Source organism: Streptomyces sp. NRRL S-455, assembly GCF_000717875.1.
In the GTDB taxonomy this organism is placed as follows: domain Bacteria; phylum Actinomycetota; class Actinomycetes; order Streptomycetales; family Streptomycetaceae; genus Streptomyces.
The window spans coordinates 14,100-31,484 of the sequence record NZ_JOCT01000036.1; the positions used below are offsets into that span (position 1 = coordinate 14,100).

The following is a 17,385-nucleotide window of genomic DNA, read 5'->3' on the forward strand; positions in this document are numbered from 1 at the left end:
CGCGCCGCGCCGCCCCGCCCACATCCCATGAAGAAAGGAATCCCCATGTCGGAAACCCTGCCCGAGCGCCGTTCGATCCCCATTCAGCGGGCGAAAGGCTGCCCGTTCGACCCGCCCCCCGAGCTCGAGGAACTCCGGGAGAAGGAGCCGGTGTGCCCGGTCACCATGCCGGACGGCACCGACGGATGGCTGCTCACAGGCTACGACGACGTCTACGCGACCCTGCGCAACCACCAGACCTTCAGCTCCCGCGGTGAACTGCGCACCTCGGCCATCGGAACCATGCTCTCCGCACGCCGGCCCGCCGGCCCCGGCAACATGAACCCTATGGACCCGCCGGACCACACCCGCCTGCGCCGCAAGGTCCAGGGCAAGTTCACCACCAAGCGGGTCGCCCAGCTCTCCGATGCCATCACACGGATCGTCGACGAGCGTCTCGACGAGATGGAGCGCGTGGGGCCCCCGGTCGACCTGGTCGAGACGTACTCCCTGCCCATCCCCTCACTGGTCATCTGCGAACCCCTCGGCGTGCCCTATGGGGACCACGCGGAGTTCCAGTCCCGTAGCGCCGCCCTGCTGAAAATGGGCAGCACCGCGGAAGAGTACGCCGCGGCGAACCAGGGGCTCCTGCACTTCGTCCACGAACTGGCCCGCCACAAGCGCGCCCAGCCGACGGACGACATACTCAGCGAACTCGCCCAGGACGAGGAGCTCTCCCTGGAGGAGACGGCCGCCCTCGGCATGAGCCTGCTCGTGGCCGGTCACGAGACCACCGCCAACATGATCACCCTGTCCACCTTCGCCCTGCTCCAGCGCCCCGACCAACTGGCACTGCTGCGCGAAGACCTGGCCGGCCGGATCGACAACGCGGTCGAGGAACTGCTCCGCTACCTGACCATCCCGCAGTACGGCCTGGAACGCGCCGCTCTGGAAGACGTCGAGGTCCACCTTTCCCCTGCCGCCGTCACACAAGGGGCACCCTCTGTTCCCGTCCGCCCCGCCACCGTCCGGCTGCTGAGCGTCACCACGCCCGCACCACCGCCGGTCCCTCACCTATCCCGGGACTCACCTCCGCCGAACCGACAACGATTCCGGCCCCACAGCGCGCGGTGGGGCCGGAACCCGGCACCGCCGTGGCCGGTGAGAAAGCCACGGATGGTTTTGGGCCAGCGAGGCCGGAGAGCTGTGCGGCGAGAAGGCGGTGGTGTCGGCGCCCGTACTGTTCAGCGGGCATGGCGGGATTCCGTTGCTGGTTGGCCGGCGGTGCTGGCCGGTGTCCGGGGATGGGGCGTGTCAGGACGGAGGGGCCCATGGTGGCGGACACGTTGATGCCATGGCCGACGACGAGACCGACCCGTGCGCCGGGCAACGGAATCACGTCGAACCAGTCGCCGCCCACCTCGGCGTCGCCGCCCGACGGTAGATAGCGGGCGGCCATCTCCACCGCGGCGTGGGGGACCTGGCTGGGGGGGGCAGCAGGGCGCGCGTACCGGCTGGCGTTGTCCACGTGGTTGGCTGGAGCCGGTCCACATGGGCGGTGCGAGGCGTGATGCCGCAGCCAGGCAACCGGCCGTCAGGTGGTCGTGGCCGTAGTCCCAGTCCTCTGTGGAACCCGCCCGCCGGCTCACCGACGGGCACCGCAGGAGAGGCTTTCTCCATCCGCCGAGGCAGCCCCTCCTGTCCTTGCGGTTGTTCATCCGACGGCGTCACCGGCGACGTAGCGGGCGTTGCGGTCGACCGAGTGGTAGATGTCGGCGGCGATCGGGCGGCGGAGTTCCTCGGCGAGGTGGCCGAGGAGTCCGGCCGCGCGGGCCAGGAGAGCGAAGCCGCGCAGCAACTCTGCGGGGAGGCGGAGGTCGGCGAGGGCGGCACCGCACACGCCGGCGCCGTTGAGGGGCAGGGTCCGGCCGAGGATCTCGGGTGCCATGCGGCCGAGGGCCTCGAACAGGGCGAGGTGGGGGCCGTAAACCCCTTCCTCTCGCGCGATGCGGATGATCACTGTTGTACGCGGGTCGCGTTCCTTGTGCACGGGGTGGCCGAGGCCGGGCACGAACCGTTTGGTCGCCTTGCGTTCCGCCAGTGCCTTGCCCGCCAGGGCGTCCCACTCCTCGGTGGTGGCCGGGAGCGGGTCTCCCGCGGCAGTGATCACCTCGTCGAGGAAGCGGCCGGTGTCCTCGGTGACACCGAGAAAGCGGGAGCCGCCGCCGAGCAGGCCGGCGGCCATGGCTCCTTGGATGGACTCCGGTGCGGACAGCAGGGTCAGACGGGCGGCGATGGCGGTGGGGGTGAAGCCGTGGTCGGCCAGCGCGACCAATACCGTCTCGAAGAGCCGTACCTCGCCCGCGCTGGGGCGGCGCTGGGCGGCGAGCCAGAAGGCGAGTTCGCCGAAGCCGACCTGGCCCATAAGGTCGTTCGCCAGGTCATGGCCGAGCAGTCTGATGGTGGTGGCATCCGATGTGCCGAGTCCGGTCGGGTACTGGGGCTGTCCGGCAGTCACTGGTCCGTGTCCTTGTCCGCCGCGAGCCAGGCCCGCAGCTCGTCGCCGTGCTGGTCGAGGTCGGGGGGAGGAAGGATGTGCCGTGGCGCGGTGGCACTGAAGGTGATCGGGTTGCGGATCATCGGTGTTGCCTGCGCTCCTGAGCCGACGGTGACCACCGGGTCGAGCCCCAGCTCCTTGGCGAGGGCAACACCGCCGTCCACGTGGTTGATCGGTCCGCACGGGATCCCGGCCGCGGACAGTTTCTTGAACCACTCGTCCGCCGGGCGCTCCTTGAGCTTGGCGACCAGGAGCGGGCCCAACTGTTCGCGGTTGCGGGTGCGGGCCTCGTTGCCGGCGAAGCGGGGGTCCTCGGGCAGCTCGTCCAGGCCGAGTTCGGCGCAGAGTCTGCGGAACTGGCCGTCGTTGCCTGCGATGACGATGAGGTCCTTGTCCGCCGTGGGCAGCGGCTCGTAGGGGAACAGGCTGGGGTGTGCGTTGCCCATCCGATGCGGGACGACGTCGCCGGCCACGTAGGCGGAGGTGTGGTTCACCAGTCCTGACAGCGCTGAGGACAGGAGATTGACCTCCACGTGCTGCCCGGCCCCGGTCGCGTTGCGGTGGTTCAGGGCGGCCAGGATGCCGATGGCGGCGTGCATCCCCGTCATGACGTCGAACACCGAGATCCCCGCCCGATACGGCGGGCCGTCCGCGTCTCCGGTCAGGCTCATCAGGCCCGATGCCGCTTGGACCAGGAGGTCGTAGCCGGGCAGGGACGCCCCACCCGTGGTGCCGAAACCGCTGATCGAGGCGTAGACCAGTCCCGGGTTGTCGGCGCTGACCGTGTCGTAGTCCAGGCCGAAGCGCGTCAGGCCGCCGGGCTTGAAGTTCTCGATCATGACGTCGGCGCGCGAGACAAGTTCCCTGGCCAGGCGTAGGTCCCCGGGGTTCTTGAGGTCCAGGGCGATGGACCGCTTGTTGCGGTTGATGCCGAGGTAATAGGTCGAGACCTCGTCGCGGACCGGCGGCACCCAGGTGCGCGTGTCGTCACCGGCGGGTGATTCCACCTTGATCACCTCGGCGCCCATGTCCCCGAGCAGCATGGTGGCGTACGGCCCGGCGAGGATGCGGGAGAAGTCGGCGATCAGCAGCCCGTCGAGGGCTCCAGCTGTGTCGGTCATCGGGCGACACCCTTCAATATGTCCGCTGTGCGGACGACTGTCCGACAGTTTGGATTCCCGATACAGCCAGTGTCAACAACCCACCTCCGCACGAAAGGTACGTCGACCGTCGCGTGAGGGTCGACGTAACCGTTGTGCGGTCATTGGTCCGTTGTACGGCAGGGAGAGGTGGTCCTGTTGCCGGAAACGGCCCGACCGTGCCGGAAGCGGCTCGTGCCGCCGACCGCCCCCTCCTACCGTCGCCCCTACAGACAACGGACCGAACGCTCGATGACGAGCACGAGATCGCACTGTGGAGGACGCCATGGGCGTGCAGACGACACGAGTCCTGGGGATCGGCGGGACGACGCGGCAGAACTCCAGCTCGGAGCGCGCCTTGCGGGTCGCCGCCGCGGCCGCGGCGGACGCCGGCGCGACCATCGAGCTGATCACCGCGGAGGAGCTCGTCCTTCCGCTCTACGATCCGGAGAAGTCGGCGAGGACGGAGCGGGCCACCGCGTTGGTGGCGGCACTGCGTGACGCGGACGCACTGCTGATCTCGTCCCCGGGCTACCACGGCACGGTGTCGGGGATGGTGAAGAACGCCCTTGACTATGTCGAGGACCTGCGAGACGACGAGCGCTCCTACCTTGCCGGGCTCCCGGTCGGCTGCATCGCCGTCGCTTACGGCTGGCAAGCGAGTGTGGCGACCCTGCAGACCCTGCGCACCTGCGCGCACGCGCTGCGAGGGTGGCCTACCCCGATGGGTGCAGCGCTGAATGCCTCGATGCCGGGGCTCTTCGACCCGGTCACCGGCGCCTGCACGGACGAGTCGGCCCGGTTCCAGCTGGAGACCGTCGGCCGGCAGGTCGTCGAGTTCGCCGCCGCTCGGCTGGGAGACGAGAGGGTGCTGGCTCCGGCGCAGGCGTGAGGTGGGCGCACGGCGTGACCGTGGGGCAGCGTTGCGCGCCGTCCCACGGTCGCGCCATGCGCCGACCTGGACCTGCCCTGCGCGGAGCGGGCGGCGGTACAGTGGCGGACAATCATCCGGTGGGCGGTCATTCGGCCCGTCCGCCCATTTCGCAGGTGTGGAGGGACGACAGATGCGCCGGGACGCCGGTCCGGATTTCATCGAGGCCCTCGCGAGGGGGCTCGACGTTCTGCGCTGCTTCCAGCCGGGCAGGCGGTACATGACGCTGAGCGAGGTCGCAGCCGAGGCACAGCTCGCCCGGCCCACAGCACGCCGGATTCTCATCACGCTCCAGAAGCTGGGATACGTACGCAGCGACGAAGCCGGGTTCGCCTTGACGCCCCGCGTGCTCGAGCTCGGGATGACCTACATCGGCTCGCAGAACATCTGGGAGCTGGCGGAACCTCACCTGCGTGCCCTGGTCGACCGCACCCGGGAGTCGTGCTCGATCGCGCAGCTCGACGGATCCGACATCGTCTACGTATCCCGGGTCGCCATGCCCAAGCTGGTGACGCTGTCGGTGACCGTCGGTACCCGCTTTCCCGCCGCGCAGACGTCTCTCGGCAAAGTGCTGCTCGCTGCCCTGGACGGTCCCTCACTCGACCGCGTCCTCGCTGAGCCCAGCAGGTCGGGCATCACGCCCCGGCACCACCTTCAGCGCGACGAACTCGACGAGGTGCTCCGCGACGTACGGGCCAAGGGGTGGGCGGTGACCGACGAGCAACTCGCTCTCGGCATCAGGTCCGTCGCCGCGCCCATCCGTAACGGGCAGGGCCGCACAGTCGCGGCGGTGAACGTGAACGCGCATGCCGCCGAGACCTCGGTCGACCGCCTGGTCGAACACCATCTTCCCCTGCTGCTGCGCACCGCCGGCGACATCAGCGCCGACTGGGCCGCATGGGAGAACCGTCCCCTCGCCACGCTCGCCCCCCGGGCCGGCTGATCGGGCCGGGGGGCGAGCGTGGGCTGTACCGGTCAGGAGGATGCCGGCACCTTGCCCGCGACGCCCAGCGGACGCAGGGCGGGCATCACCTCTGACGCGAACAGCTCCATGCTCCTGTTCATCTCCTCGGCGGTGATGTCTCCGATCGAGAACAGCCCGATGAGCTGGCCGAAGCCGAGCTGCGCCTGCAGGTCGCTCAGCCGGGCCGCGACGGTTTCGGGGCTGCCCACGACGGCGTATCCGCCCGCCAGCAGTTCCTCGTACGACGTCTCGGTGTACGGCTTCATTCCGGACATCAGCAGACCGCGCATCGAGCCCGGCGACATGTAACCCGGCGGATAGACCTGCGGGAAGCTCTGCTTGAGCCCGCGGTGGAACAGCCACTCGATGTGCCGCCGTCCCTCACGGTGGGCCTTCTCATCGGTCTCCGCCACATAGATCGGCACCGAGAAAGCGGACTTCACCGGGTCGTGTTCCATGCCCAGTTCCTCCACCGCCTGCCGGTGTCCGTCGAACCAGCGGCGGACCAGGGGCGTCGGGGCGTAGACCGACATATAGGTGTGGCCGTGCTCGGCGACGAACTTCATCGTCTCCGTACTGCCGGCGCCGGGAATGTAGATGGGCGGATGCGGCTCCTGCACCGGCCTCGGCCACAGATTGACGTAGCGGTACTCGTAGTTGGGGCTGACCCACTGGAACGGCTCGTCGGACGTCCACGCCTTGATGATCAGGTCGTGGGCCTCGTTGAACCGGTCCCGTGACCGGGTCGGGTTGACGCTCTGCGCGAAGTACTCCCAGCCGATGCCGCGGACGAATCCGGAGACCACCCGCCCATTGCTGAGGTGGTCGAGCATGGCGATCTCCTCCGCCACCCGCAGCGGATTGCCGCGCACGCCGATCGCGTTGCCGAGCACCATGATCTGCGCCCGCTCCGTACGCCGGGCAAGGGCCGCAGCCATGAGGTTCGGCGAGGGCATCAGGCCGTAGGCGCTCTGGTGGTGCTCGTTGACGGCGATCCCGTCGAAACCGAGCTTCTCGGCATGCTCCAGCTCGTCCAGGTACCGGTGGTAGAGCCGGTTGCCGAGTTCGCGGTCGAAGAACTTGTTCGGGAAGGTGAGGGAAGGGCTCGGGTACTTCTCGTCGAAGTCGTCCGGCAGGTACGGGTAGGGCATCAGGTGGAAGAAGACGAACTTCATCGGCTCGCTCCGCTCAGCTCGGTCCTGGCATCGGCTTCGGCCAGGAATTCGGTGACAACCTGGGCGAACTCCTGCGGACGTTCGAAATACATCGCGTGACCGCAGTCCTCGACCTGTGCGAACCGGGCCTGAGGAATGAGTTCGGCGTAGCGCGCTCCGTGGGCAACGGGGACGACCTTGTCCTCGGACGGACAGGCGACGAGTGTGCGCGCGGTGATGCGGTGCAGCCTGCGTTCCAGCTTCGGGTTGTTCAGGAAGGGATGCCACGAGAAGCGGGCGAGTGCGGTCATGTCGCGGTAGGCCGCGAGGATGTCGTCGACGTCCGGTTCGCCGGGGAACAGGGCCGACGCCTTGGCGGGATCCTTGAACAGTGCGTCGACCACCTGGTCCGGCGTCATGAGGAACAGATCGGCGAGCGGATGTGCCGGCAGCCGCAGTCCGGCCGGGCCGAGCAGGGTCAGAGAGCCGATCAGGTCCGGGCGGGCGACCGCGAGTTCCGCCGCGACCCATCCGCCGAAGGACGCGCCCACGATGTGCGGACGCTCCAGCCCCAGCCGCTCGATGACGTCGAGGTAGTGGAAGACCAGATCGTCGACGCCCTCCAGCTCGGGGAACTCGTCCGACCCGCCGAACCCCGGGTGGTCGGGAGCGAGAACTTCGAAACCGCGCGACAGCAGTTCATGGAATGGGTGCCATTGGCCCGCGCCGCCGGCCGCGTGCAGAAAGAGGACCGGGGCCCCCTTACCGCCCCGCAGCAGGTGAACCCGCCCTCCGGGGACCTCGAGAAAATCCTCGGTCGGCGGACTGCTCACGTCCCGCCCGGCCTCGGTGGTCGTCACTTGTGTCACTGCACTACCTCCGGCTCTTGTGCTGCTGACGTCCGAAGGTAGGGAGTCGGCGACAGAGACACCGAGCCGGATGCCGCAGCCTTGGGCCGCTTCCCGCACCACGGTTGACATACCGGTCGCAACCCCGGATTCTGCGAGCTGGACGTCATACGGACAGGCGTCCGACGGTGGAGGTAGTCATGCGCGCTCCGTCAATGTCGATGGACGAGGGGCTGATACCGGAGGGCACCAGCGTTCCCTACGGCCGATTGATCAACACGCGGGACCCGTCCGAGGCGCGGGCACGGACGCAGGAACTCCTCAAGAACGTGCACAGCATGAAGGTGCTGGAGCGCGGGAGTCCCTTCCAGGCCCGCGTCGAATACCGGAAGCTGAACGGCATCGGCCTGATGGCCTCTGGCTACGGCCCCGCGGTGGAGATCTCCTGCACGCCGCCGATCAGCGACGTGTGCGTGAATTTCGTCTTCGGCGGCACCATGCTCATCGACGAGGGCTCGACCGGTGAGGCCACCGCGGTCGCCGGCCCGGCCCGGGCGGCGGTCTTCTGCTTCCCGGAGACCGTCAGCATGCGCTGGTCCCCCGGGCTGCGCCAGCTCATGCTGACCGTCGACAAGGCCCTCATCGACCGCTGTCTGCGGAACCTGCTCAACGAGCCGCTGCACGCGCCCCTGCGCTTCGAGACCGAAATGGACCTCAAGCGCGGTGGTGAGGGCATCACGGCCGCGATCAGGACGCTGCAGCGGGCACTCGAACAGTGCGGCAAGGCAGGCCCTCCCCCGGTGCTCGCCAAGGAGATCGAACACGGCATCCTGACCGCCCTGCTACTCGGGCAACGGCACAACTACACCGACCGAATTTTCTCGGCGCAGCCGCTGCCGGCGCCCCGTGTGGTCCGGCGCGTCGTGGAACTCATCGAGTCGTCCCCCGACGCCGCCTTCACGGTCGCTGACCTCGCTGAATTCGCCGGGGTGAGCGAACGTTCCCTGCATTCGGCGTTCCGTCGGCAGTTGGGCACGTCACCGATGTCGTACGTCCGACGCCACCGCCTCGAACAGGTCCACGAGGAACTGCTGACCGCCGACCCCTCCACCGGGGTGAAGGTCACCGATGTGGCTCTGCGCCACGGGTTCACTCACACGGGCCGCTTCGCGGCCGCCTACAAAGAGCGCTTTGGAGAGTCGCCGTCCGCGACGATGCGCCGTTGACGTTGAACAGAGAGCGAGCTGTGGACCCCCTGATCCTCTTCGTACACGGAGCCAACCACGATGGCTGGTGCTGGGCTCCGGTCCTGGAGCGGCTGGATCGCGTCGGCGTCGCCGGCCGGGCGATCGACCTTCCGTTCACCTCCTTCGAGGACGACACCGCCGCTGTGCGGGAGGCCGTCCGCGAGATCGCGCGGGCACGGCCCGTCGTGCTGGTCGCGCACAGTTACGGCGGCCTGCCGGTGACCGCTGGAGGCCAGGGAGCGGACCGTTTCGTCTTCGTGGCCGCGCGGATGCCACCGGCCGGAGAGTCACCCGCGGCGCACACGCCCCGCTGGAGCCATCCGGAGTTCCGGGCGGCATGGGACACTGGCGAAGACGGCGCCGTGATCCTGCGCGGGGAGGCCCGGGAGGTCCTCTACTCGCACTCTCCGCCGAACATGGCCGAGTTGGCGGCTCAGCGGTGGCGGCCGATGGCGAGCCGCGTACCGCGAACTCCGATCATCGAACCCGCGTGGATGTCCGCGCCGTCCGTATACGTGGTCTGCACGAAGGACCGGACGGTCCGGGTCGGGGCGCAGCGCGAATGCGCGGCACACGCCACCGAGAGCATCGAGATCGACTGCGACCACTCCCCCTTTTTCTCCGCCCCGGACCGGCTGGCGGCGCTTCTGGCCGAGCAGGCCGAACATGCCGCGCGAACGGTCAGGACCTGAGATCCCGGCCCCGCCACCGGTGGCGCTGCGGTCCGGCTCCGCGCAGATCCGCTCTCCGCGAGATTCATCCGATTCCCGCAAGGCTTGATTCCCCTGCCTTTCCCGTCTCTTGACCGGGGAAGAGCCACGCGCGACCGTCGTCCCATGCTCGCCTGGCGGACAGATGTCCGGAGATATTTCCGTCTCGGTGAGCGGAAGATGACGAAGGAGAGTCAACGATGACCCAGTCCCTGCCCGAAGCCGCCAACAGCACGGCCGTCGGCTCCCTGCCGACACGACTTCACCACAATGCCTACGTCACGCGGGACCAGGAAGCGACCCGGGCGTTCTACGAGGACATCATCGGCCTGCCGCTGGTGGCGACGTGGAAGGAGTCCGACGAGCTCTTCGGGGCCGTGCGAACGTACTGCCACACCTTCTACGGTCTCGGGGACGGCAGCGCGCTGGCCTTCTTCCAGTTCGTCGACCCGGCCGACCAGGAGCAGTTCGGCCCGAGGATGCCGCACTCGCCGTTCCAGCACATCGCGCTCAAGGTCACCGAGGAGGTCCAGGACGCCGTCGCCCAGCGGCTCAAGGACGCCGGCTGGAAGCCCGAGGAGACCTACGTCCTGGAGCACGGGTACTGCCGTTCCCTGTACACCAGCGACCCGAACGGCCTCCTCCTCGAGTTCACCCTGGACGCCCCCGGCATCGAGGCCTCCGACGAGGAGCGCCGAAGGACCGCGCACGCCGAACTCAAGTCGTGGCTCGAAGGTGACCACGTCAGCAACAACACTTACCGCTGAGCCCCAGTGCCGCCGCCCGTATCCACCTCCCATCCCTGTGTCCCGCGCGGGTGGGTACGGGCGGCCCCCGGGCACTCAGCGGCGACACCGCGTACCGCCCGCCAGACAGGCGACGAGGCGGGTCCGAACATCAGGGCCTTCGCCGGGTCCTCATAACGGCGATCCGTCGGCCGACAAGGCCGCCCATGGACAGGCCGACCCAGTGGGCCGGCGGGGTCGAGCCGTTCGATCAGCTCCACCGCGGCGATGGTCAGAGTGTGCATACCGTAGGGTTTGAGGCGCGCCGCTCTCATCGTCGGGCCGGCGAGGCAGGCGCCACTCACGGTCAACGCGGGCGGCACCGCCATTGCCGGACTGCTGGAGACCGGGTCCACCGAGCTGGTCGGTGTCGCCCTTGCCGCGCAATCCTTGGCATCGCCTTCGGCTCACCGCCGCCGACGGGCTGCCCCTCCCGCCGGCCGTCGTAGGCGTCGGTGTCACCTCGATCATGTCGCTCACCGAGGTCCTCGACCTGTCCATCACCACTCCGACATTCGACTCGATGATCGGTATCGCGTGCGGCATCGACCACGCGCTGTTGGTCGTCTCCCGTTACGGTGCCGGACCTGTGTCTCTGCGCTCGGCCCTGCCTCAGAAAGTGAGGACGGGCTTGACGACATCTGCACGCATGCGTGCGACCGCCTCGTCGATGTCTTCGAAGGCGAACGTGGAGATGACGCGGTCCGCGGGGAAACGGCCCTGCGCGTGCCAGTCAAGTAGGAGTGGCACGAGCTCATGCGGATTCGCGTCGCCCTCGATGCTGCCTCGGATCGTCTTGCCTCCTCCGATGAGGTCCATCACGTCGAAGCCGATGTCCGCCGCGCCGAGGCCGACGACGACCAGGGACCCCAGGGGGGCACCAGGCCGTCGGCGCACCGGAAGATCGGGTAGAGATGTCCGGCGGCGGGTCTGCCGGGCGGCAGGTCTGCGGCACGTCGGCCCCCGGCGGCGGAGCCGCCCATACCGAAACCGGGGTCCACGATCTGGGTGACCGCCTCGTGCACGGAGAAGTCGATGTGGTCGCCGCGCCCGGTCTCAAGGCTGCTGTGATGCGCGAGCAGGGTCACCCAGGCGGCCTGCAGATATGCGGACTCGGTGACGATCGAACCGGGAGGCGGAAGCGGCGCGCGCCCGGGTAGACCGGAACGGCACAGAAGGCCGCTGAGGGCCGCGTGCACGGCGTCGGTCGCCGCGTGTCCCGCATAGGGGCCGGTCAGTCCGAAGTCGGTCACAGGTAGCGCATCAGCTCCTCGACCGCACTGCCGATCTTCTCCGGGTGCTCGATCAGCTCCCTGCGCTGTTCGTCATGGGTGAGCAGGGTGAGAGTGGACAGGCCCATCATGGCGGCGGTGGTGTCGTGCCCGGCGAACAGCAACAGCACCCCGAGGCCGATGAGCTGACGCTCGCTCAGGACGGCCTCCTCGCCCTCGGCCTTGCCGGTCAGCTCGGCGAGGATCCCGTGCGTGGCGCCGGTGCGGCGCTTCTCGGCGACCAGGTTGGTGACGTAGTCGATGAGCCAGTGGGCGCCCTTGTGCTGTTCCTCGCGGCTCAGGGCCATGTCCATCATGGTGAAGGTGGCGTGGTGGAAGCCGTCGCGGTCCGCATAGGGGACACCGAGCAGCTCGCAGATCACCAGGCACGGGACGGGCAGGGCCATGGCCTGGACGAAGTCGAAGGTCTCGGGGCCCGCGGCGATGGCGTCCAGGTGCTCGTCGACGATCTTGTCGATGTAGGGCTGGAGCTTGGTGTCCAGGACCGTGGCCTCGGGTGCGGCGGACGTGCGGCCCGAGGTGGCGCGGGTGAACGCGGCGGTGCCGTCGAGAAGCGGGACGTGAACTGACGTACGGGCCAGGTCCAGGGTGAGCGTGGGGGTGGTGGACGGCGGGTCGATGAGGTTCTTGTCCGTGCCCGCGATGATCAGGGCCAGGCGGTGGCCCTTGGGGACGACGTGGTCGGTGGCGGCGAGGTCGAGCGTGATGGTGTAGGCCTTGCCCGGGGTGAGCGGGACCCCCTTGCGGTCGGAGGCGTGGTTGCCGAGGTCGGCCCACCCGCGGCTGAACACGGTGTAGTCGACGGACTTCTTCTTCGCCCGCGTGGCCTTGAAGCAGGCGCTGTCCTGCTTGGTGCTGCTGCCCCAGCAGGTGCGGTTGGTGAGGGTGGTGATGCCCTCGGCCTTGTGGGCGTAGTCCCGGATGGTGGCGGGGCCGAGGTCGACGAGGACGGCGGAGAGATGGGCCGTCGACGTGGTCGGGGTGGCGGTGACGGTGACCTTGGTGGAGCCGGACAGTCGCAGGTCGCTGGTGAGCGGCTTGGTCAGGAAGCCGGACTTCTCGGGCGTCGTGCTGCCGATCCGTGCCGCCCAGTCGGTCTCGCCCCGCGCTCGGTTGTCGGTGAACGTCTCGGTGCCGGTGCCCTTGTTCAGGCCGAGGGTTCCCACGCCCGGCCGGCTGCCGGTGCCCGGGTGCAGGGTGGTGGTGCGCGTGGCGCGCGGCGGCCAGGTCTTCGCGGTGACCCACTGGTCGGGGTGGCGCTCGATGTCGGCCATGGGCTCACGGTCGATGCCGTTGTCGTAGCCGAGGAGTTCGTGGTCGAACCAGCGGTGCAGGGTACGGACCCAGTCGGCACGCCGGAAGTCGAAGGGGTCGACGTGACCGGTCTGGGAGAGCCAGATCTTGCGCTCGACGCCGTTCTTCGCGAGGGCGTTCCACCACTGCCCGAAGTGCTTGGCGCGGACGTTGAGGTCCTGCATCCCGTGCACGAGAAACACGCTCGCGCGGACCTTCGCCGCGTCCTTGAGGTAGTCGCGCTCAGTCCAAAGGGGCGTCCAGTCACCGCTGCGCGGGGCCCCGTCGACGAGCTTGCGGTCCGTGGCCGCACAGTGCCTGGAGGCGTCGTCGCTCTGCACCGCCCAGGACAGCCAGTCGGGGCCGAACTCGGAGAACGGGGCACCCTTGGCGAAGTAGTAGTCGTACCAGGAGGAGATCGCGCTGATCGGGACGATCGTCTTCAGGCCCTTGACGCCGGTGGCGGCGACGCCGTTGGCGATGGTGCCGTCCCAGCTCTTGCCGATCATGCCGGTGCGGCCGTTGGTCCAGGTCGCCTTGACGGCGGTGCCGCCGCGGCGGCTGGTGTAGGCCTTGGCGCGGCCGTTCAGCCAGTCGATGACGGCCTTCGCGGACCGGATGTCGTTGCGGCCGCCGACATCGACGCAGCCGTCGGAGCGGTTGGTGCCGGCGAGGTCGACGCCGACGAAGGCGTAGCCGCGGGGAACGAAGTAGTTGTCGTAGAACAGAGGCATCTGGCTGACGCGACCGCGCGTGTCGTATTTCTTCTTCTGGTCTTCGTTGCCGCGCCCGCAGCAGGAGTAGTACGGGCTGGCGTCCATGATGACGGGGACCTTGCGGCCCTGCCGGGCGGGTTCGCGGGGCCGGACGATGTCGGCGGCGACGCGGTCGTTCTTCCCGTCGCCATCGCTGTCGAGGCCGGTGTCCACCCAGACGGACTCACGGACGGCATGGGCGTAGTTGTAGACCGGTCGGCTCTCCTTGGGGGCGGGGGCGGCCTGGGCCGCCGCCGGGGTGAGGAGGGCGGCCAACAGGGCGGCGGACATGGCGGCGTAGGCGCTGCGGACCGTGGCCCTCGCCTCCCTGTCGGCCGGGCGTGCTTCCGCCGGTGTGTCGCGCCGGGATGGTGGTGTCTGGTTCGGGGTCATGCGCCCAAGGTCGCCGGTCCGCCCGCTTGGGCGCGTCTGCCGGGTCTCCTTCCTGTCCCCGCCGAACGGCCCGGCGGCCTCTGCCGATCGGCAGAGGAACACCCGGAAACCCGGCAGACGCGTCGGCCCACCCCGACCGGCGACCGTGAACGCATGACACAGACGGAGATCCTGAACGAGACGCCACTCCCACAGCCCGACGCACCGACCGGTTCCGCCACCGCGCCCGCACAACAGCCCCCGGTGGGACGGCTGGTCGGGGTGGACCTCGCCCGGGCCCTCGCGGTGTTCGGCATGTTCGCCGTACACGTCGCCCCACCTGCCGAGGGCGTGGGCGGCTTCGGCGGCTGGCTGCTGGGGCTGACCGAGGGCCGGGCGTCGATCCTGTTCGCGACCCTCGCCGGGTTCTCCCTGATGCTGATCGCCGGCCGCCGGGAACCGAAGACCGGCCTGGCCGGCCGGCAGGCGAGGGCCCGAATCGTGATCCGCGCCCTGGTCCTGCTCGCGCTGGGCACCGCGCTGACCATGCTCAAGACCGGGATCCTGGTGATCCTCGCCTTCTACGGCGTGTACTTCCTGCTCGCGCTACCCCTGGTGCGACTGCGGGCGAAGACGCTCGCCGTCCTCGCGACCGCCCTCGCGCTCGTCGGGCCGCAGGCGGCGTACGGCCTGAGGTGGCTGCTGGGGAAGTCGGGGGCGAGGACCGTCGACGCGTACGACCCGATCGCCCGGCTCGGCGGTGACGGACTGCTGAACCTGCTGCTCGACGGCTACTACCCGGCGATCACATGGATGCCGTTCGTCGTCGCGGGCATGGCGCTGGCCCGGCTCGACCTGGCCGTCCGCACGGTCCGACGCCGGCTGGCCGTGCTCGGCCCCGCCCTGATGACCCTCGGATACGGCACCTCCTGGCTCACGGCGAGGCTGTACCCGCCGCTGCAGGAGGGCAAGGCCGAGATGAAGGACCTCTTCGCGAACCTGGACCCGCAGTCCACCGCATCCCTGGAGCCGGGGTCTCCAGCCTTCGAGGCCATCCACGACAAGCTCGCGGCCAGCTCGAACAACGCCCTGTCGCTGCTGGGGGCTGAACCGCACAGCGGCACGTCCTTCGAGATCGTCGGCGGCCTCGGCGTGGCGATCACCGTACTCCTCTGCGCGATCGTGGCAATGGACCGGCTGGCGTGGCTGCGCCGACTGGCGAGTCCGCTGGTTGCCGTGGGCACCATGTCCCTGACGCTGTACGTCGCCCACGTCGCTGCCTTCGCCATGCTGCCCGAGGAAGCTACCCGCACCTTTGTACCGCTGCTCGGATTCATCGCCGGTGCGATCCTGTTCGCCACCGTCTGGTCGCGCTACTTCCGTCGAGGACCGCTGGAATACCTGCTCAACAGCACCACCGAACTGGCGAAGTTCGTCCGGTGAGACGCGGCGTGCCAGAGGGCGCTCACCCGGTACTCGAACGAGGTCGGTCCGGGCCGGGCGCGGATACGGCGACCACGTCCGCTGCCCTCGGGTACGCTCTGTGCCGATCACGGGCTACCGGCCAGTACCCCCGCACGGCCGTGGTACGTGCCTCCGGCCTGTGTGGCCCGGACGTGCTCGCGCTCCTCGGTCGGGCGACCGGCCGGCTCGCCTGCCGCCGTCGTCGTCGTGGAGGTGCCGTGGCCGGCTACGTGAAACTCGCCGCGGTCGTCACCGCCGAGGTGGTGACGACCTGGCAGTACCTGTCACGACAGGGCAGGTTGCTGGTGGCGTGGTGGTTGTTCCTGCCCTCCGCCGCGATCGTCACCGGCGTCGTCAACGTGCCGAGGGAGCCCGCCACGGCGATCGGCCTGCTGGCCGCCGCGGTCGCCCTGCTCTGCCGGTTCACGCGGCCGATCACCTCGCTGCTGGCCGGGACCGGCGTCGCGGCGGTGGCGTTGATCTGGCCGAGCATGATCCTGCCGGTCTTTCTCTGGCCGGTGAGCGCGACGCTCGCCTACGCGGTGGGCCGCCAGGTCCCGGACACCCGCCGCGCCGTGGCCGCCCTGGCCCTCGCCACCGGCGCGCAATCCGCTGCCAACCTCGTCGACCAGGTCGCGGGGATGAAGGCCGACCTGGGGGCGGCCGGGCTCATCGTCGTCGTCACCGTGCTGCTGGTGGTGCTGCCGGGAGCCATCGGCATGTTGCAGGGGGAGCGAGCGCGGACCATGGATGCCCTGCAGGAACGCAACGCCCTGCTGGAACGCGCCAACCTGCTCGGCGAGTCGCAGGCCCGGATGCAGGAGAGAGCACGCATCGCCGGTGAGATGCACGATCTGCTCGGGCACCGGCTCAGCCTGATCGTCCTGTACGCCGGGGCCCTGGAGATGCGCACCCGCACCGCGGCCCCCGAGTTCAACGAGCAGGCCGACCTGCTGCGGACCACCTCCCGGACCGCGCTCGACGAACTGCGCGCCGTGTTGGGCATCCTGCGCCTCGACGGCGCCGAACCACCGGACGGCACCGAATCGGTGGTCGGCACGCGCGAGGATGTCAGCAACCTGGTCGCCGAGGCCCAGCATGCGGGCCTGCCCGTCACCCTGTCCTGGCACGGCGACGACCTCACCGACACCGACGCGGGCATCCGCCGAGCGGTGAACCGCATCGTGCGCGAAGCCCTCACCAACGTGCACAAGCACGCCCCGGGCGCGCCCACGCGGCTGACCATCACCGTCAACGCCGAAGAAATCACCGTCAACGTGCGCAACGGCGCCCGCCCGCCGGCCGTCCCGCCGCCCAGCAGCGGTCTGGGACTGGCCGGCCTGCGCGAACGCGCACGCCTGGTCGGCGGCGACTTCACCGCCGGCACGGACCCGCTCACCGGTGACCACGCCCTCACCGCCGTGCTTCCCCTGCGCCAGGAGGGCCCGGTCCCGATGAGCCCGACCAGCGATCAATCCGCTCCGGCCGACCGGCAGATGCTTCCCTCCCGTACGGGCACCGAAGACGGGCCGTCCCACGACGCGTCACGACGGAAGAGCAGGACGGCCTTCCTGGCCCTTGCCGGAGGCGCCATCGTGGTCTGCGGTGGCCTCGGCTTCAGCGCCTTTTATTACATCGAGTCAGCGGTCTCGCCACAGACCTACCGGAAGATCAGACCCGGCGACACCCAGGACAGGGTGCGCGAGCTGACCGGCGGCGACAACGCGACCGCCCGCGAAGCGGGCGAGGCCGAGCAGCCTGTGACGCCGCCCGACACCACGTGCGAGTACGCGCTGGCCGAGGGCTTCGGGAGCGTGTTCCGATTCTGCTTCAAAGACGGCAAGCTCATGCAGAAGGACGAGATCCAGAGGGCGTAGCCGCAAACCCGGCAGGGT

14 protein-coding genes and 3 pseudogenes are annotated in these 17,385 nt (G+C 69.4%); 9 read left to right on the forward strand and 8 right to left on the reverse strand.

Annotated features, from left to right (window positions below):
- Nucleotides 1–45: 45 nt before the first annotated feature.
- Entirely contained in the window at nt 46–1,329 is a 1,284-nt protein-coding gene (locus IE97_RS43660; protein ID WP_051705229.1) for a cytochrome P450, read from the forward strand.
- Here IE97_RS43660 and IE97_RS43870 read toward each other — a convergent pair.
- The 3 genes and pseudogenes from IE97_RS43870 to IE97_RS0134500 form a co-directional block, all read right to left on the reverse strand.
- A pseudogene (locus tag IE97_RS43870) lies at nt 1,307–1,507 on the reverse strand (hypothetical protein); the annotation flags it as partial. The gene IE97_RS43660 and the pseudogene IE97_RS43870 sit on opposite strands and share 23 nt — an antisense overlap.
- A gap of 186 nt (nt 1,508–1,693) precedes the next feature.
- Entirely contained in the window at nt 1,694–2,497 is an 804-nt protein-coding gene (locus IE97_RS0134495; RefSeq protein WP_030249876.1) for a citryl-CoA lyase, read from the reverse strand.
- Nucleotides 2,494–3,657, reverse strand: a complete 1,164-nt coding sequence (locus IE97_RS0134500) for a CaiB/BaiF CoA transferase family protein (RefSeq protein WP_030249879.1) — start codon at nt 3,655–3,657, stop codon at nt 2,494–2,496. Before IE97_RS0134500 ends, IE97_RS0134495 begins: the two co-directional genes overlap by 4 nt.
- Nucleotides 3,658–3,967: 310 nt before the next feature.
- On the opposite strand from IE97_RS0134500, the gene IE97_RS0134505 reads away from it, so the two are divergent.
- Both IE97_RS0134505 and IE97_RS0134510 read left to right on the forward strand, forming a co-directional pair.
- Nucleotides 3,968–4,567, forward strand: a complete 600-nt coding sequence (locus IE97_RS0134505) for an NADPH-dependent FMN reductase (RefSeq protein ID WP_234310560.1) — start codon at nt 3,968–3,970, stop codon at nt 4,565–4,567.
- A gap of 172 nt (nt 4,568–4,739) precedes the next feature.
- On the forward strand, nt 4,740–5,549 hold the full coding sequence (locus IE97_RS0134510; protein ID WP_030249887.1) for an IclR family transcriptional regulator domain-containing protein: 810 nt from the start codon (nt 4,740–4,742) through the stop codon (nt 5,547–5,549).
- Nucleotides 5,550–5,581: 32 nt separating this feature from the next.
- Here the strand turns inward: IE97_RS0134510 and IE97_RS0134515 are convergent, their stop codons facing one another.
- Both IE97_RS0134515 and IE97_RS0134520 read right to left on the reverse strand, forming a co-directional pair.
- The gene (locus IE97_RS0134515) at nt 5,582–6,745 is read right to left on the reverse strand and encodes an LLM class flavin-dependent oxidoreductase (protein ID WP_030249891.1); all 1,164 of its coding nucleotides are present in this window, start codon (nt 6,743–6,745) and stop codon (nt 5,582–5,584) included.
- Nucleotides 6,742–7,584, reverse strand: a complete 843-nt coding sequence (locus IE97_RS0134520) for an alpha/beta fold hydrolase (RefSeq protein WP_051705230.1) — start codon at nt 7,582–7,584, stop codon at nt 6,742–6,744. Before IE97_RS0134520 ends, IE97_RS0134515 begins: the two co-directional genes overlap by 4 nt.
- A 188-nt stretch (nt 7,585–7,772) precedes the next feature.
- Here IE97_RS0134520 and IE97_RS0134525 point away from each other — a divergent pair, with 188 nt between their 5' ends.
- The 4 genes and pseudogenes from IE97_RS0134525 to IE97_RS43875 form a co-directional block, all read left to right on the forward strand.
- Nucleotides 7,773–8,798, forward strand: coding sequence for an AraC family transcriptional regulator (locus IE97_RS0134525; RefSeq protein WP_078603491.1), 1,026 nt, complete (start codon nt 7,773–7,775; stop codon nt 8,796–8,798).
- Nucleotides 8,795–9,511, forward strand: coding sequence for an alpha/beta fold hydrolase (locus IE97_RS0134530; protein WP_234310562.1), 717 nt, complete (start codon nt 8,795–8,797; stop codon nt 9,509–9,511). The genes IE97_RS0134525 and IE97_RS0134530 overlap by 4 nt, the downstream gene beginning before the upstream one ends.
- Before the next feature lie 218 nt (nt 9,512–9,729).
- A complete protein-coding gene (locus IE97_RS0134535) occupies nt 9,730–10,296 on the forward strand; it encodes a VOC family protein (protein WP_051705232.1) in 567 nt (188 codons plus the stop codon).
- A gap of 385 nt (nt 10,297–10,681) precedes the next feature.
- A pseudogene (locus IE97_RS43875) lies at nt 10,682–10,879 on the forward strand (hypothetical protein); the annotation flags it as partial.
- Between the two features lie 47 nt (nt 10,880–10,926).
- On the opposite strand, the gene IE97_RS0134540 reads toward IE97_RS43875, so the two are convergent.
- The 3 genes and pseudogenes from IE97_RS0134540 to IE97_RS0134550 form a co-directional block, all read right to left on the reverse strand.
- A complete protein-coding gene (locus IE97_RS0134540) occupies nt 10,927–11,133 on the reverse strand; it encodes a hypothetical protein (RefSeq protein WP_030249908.1) in 207 nt (68 codons plus the stop codon).
- Complete coding sequence (locus IE97_RS0134545; protein WP_030249911.1) at nt 11,133–11,567, reverse strand: CoA transferase; 435 nt, start codon at nt 11,565–11,567, stop codon at nt 11,133–11,135. Before IE97_RS0134545 ends, IE97_RS0134540 begins: the two co-directional genes overlap by 1 nt.
- Before the next feature lie 515 nt (nt 11,568–12,082).
- A pseudogene (locus IE97_RS0134550) lies at nt 12,083–13,945 on the reverse strand (Xaa-Pro dipeptidyl-peptidase); the annotation flags it as partial.
- Between the two features lie 255 nt (nt 13,946–14,200).
- Between IE97_RS0134550 and IE97_RS0134555 the strand changes: the two are divergent.
- The gene (locus tag IE97_RS0134555; RefSeq protein ID WP_030249917.1) at nt 14,201–15,469 is read left to right on the forward strand and encodes a DUF418 domain-containing protein; all 1,269 of its coding nucleotides are present in this window, start codon (nt 14,201–14,203) and stop codon (nt 15,467–15,469) included.
- Nucleotides 15,470–15,708: 239 nt separating this feature from the next.
- Nucleotides 15,709–17,367, forward strand: coding sequence for a sensor histidine kinase (locus IE97_RS0134560; RefSeq protein WP_234310567.1), 1,659 nt, complete (start codon nt 15,709–15,711; stop codon nt 17,365–17,367).
- The last annotated feature ends 18 nt before the right edge of the window (nt 17,368–17,385 follow it).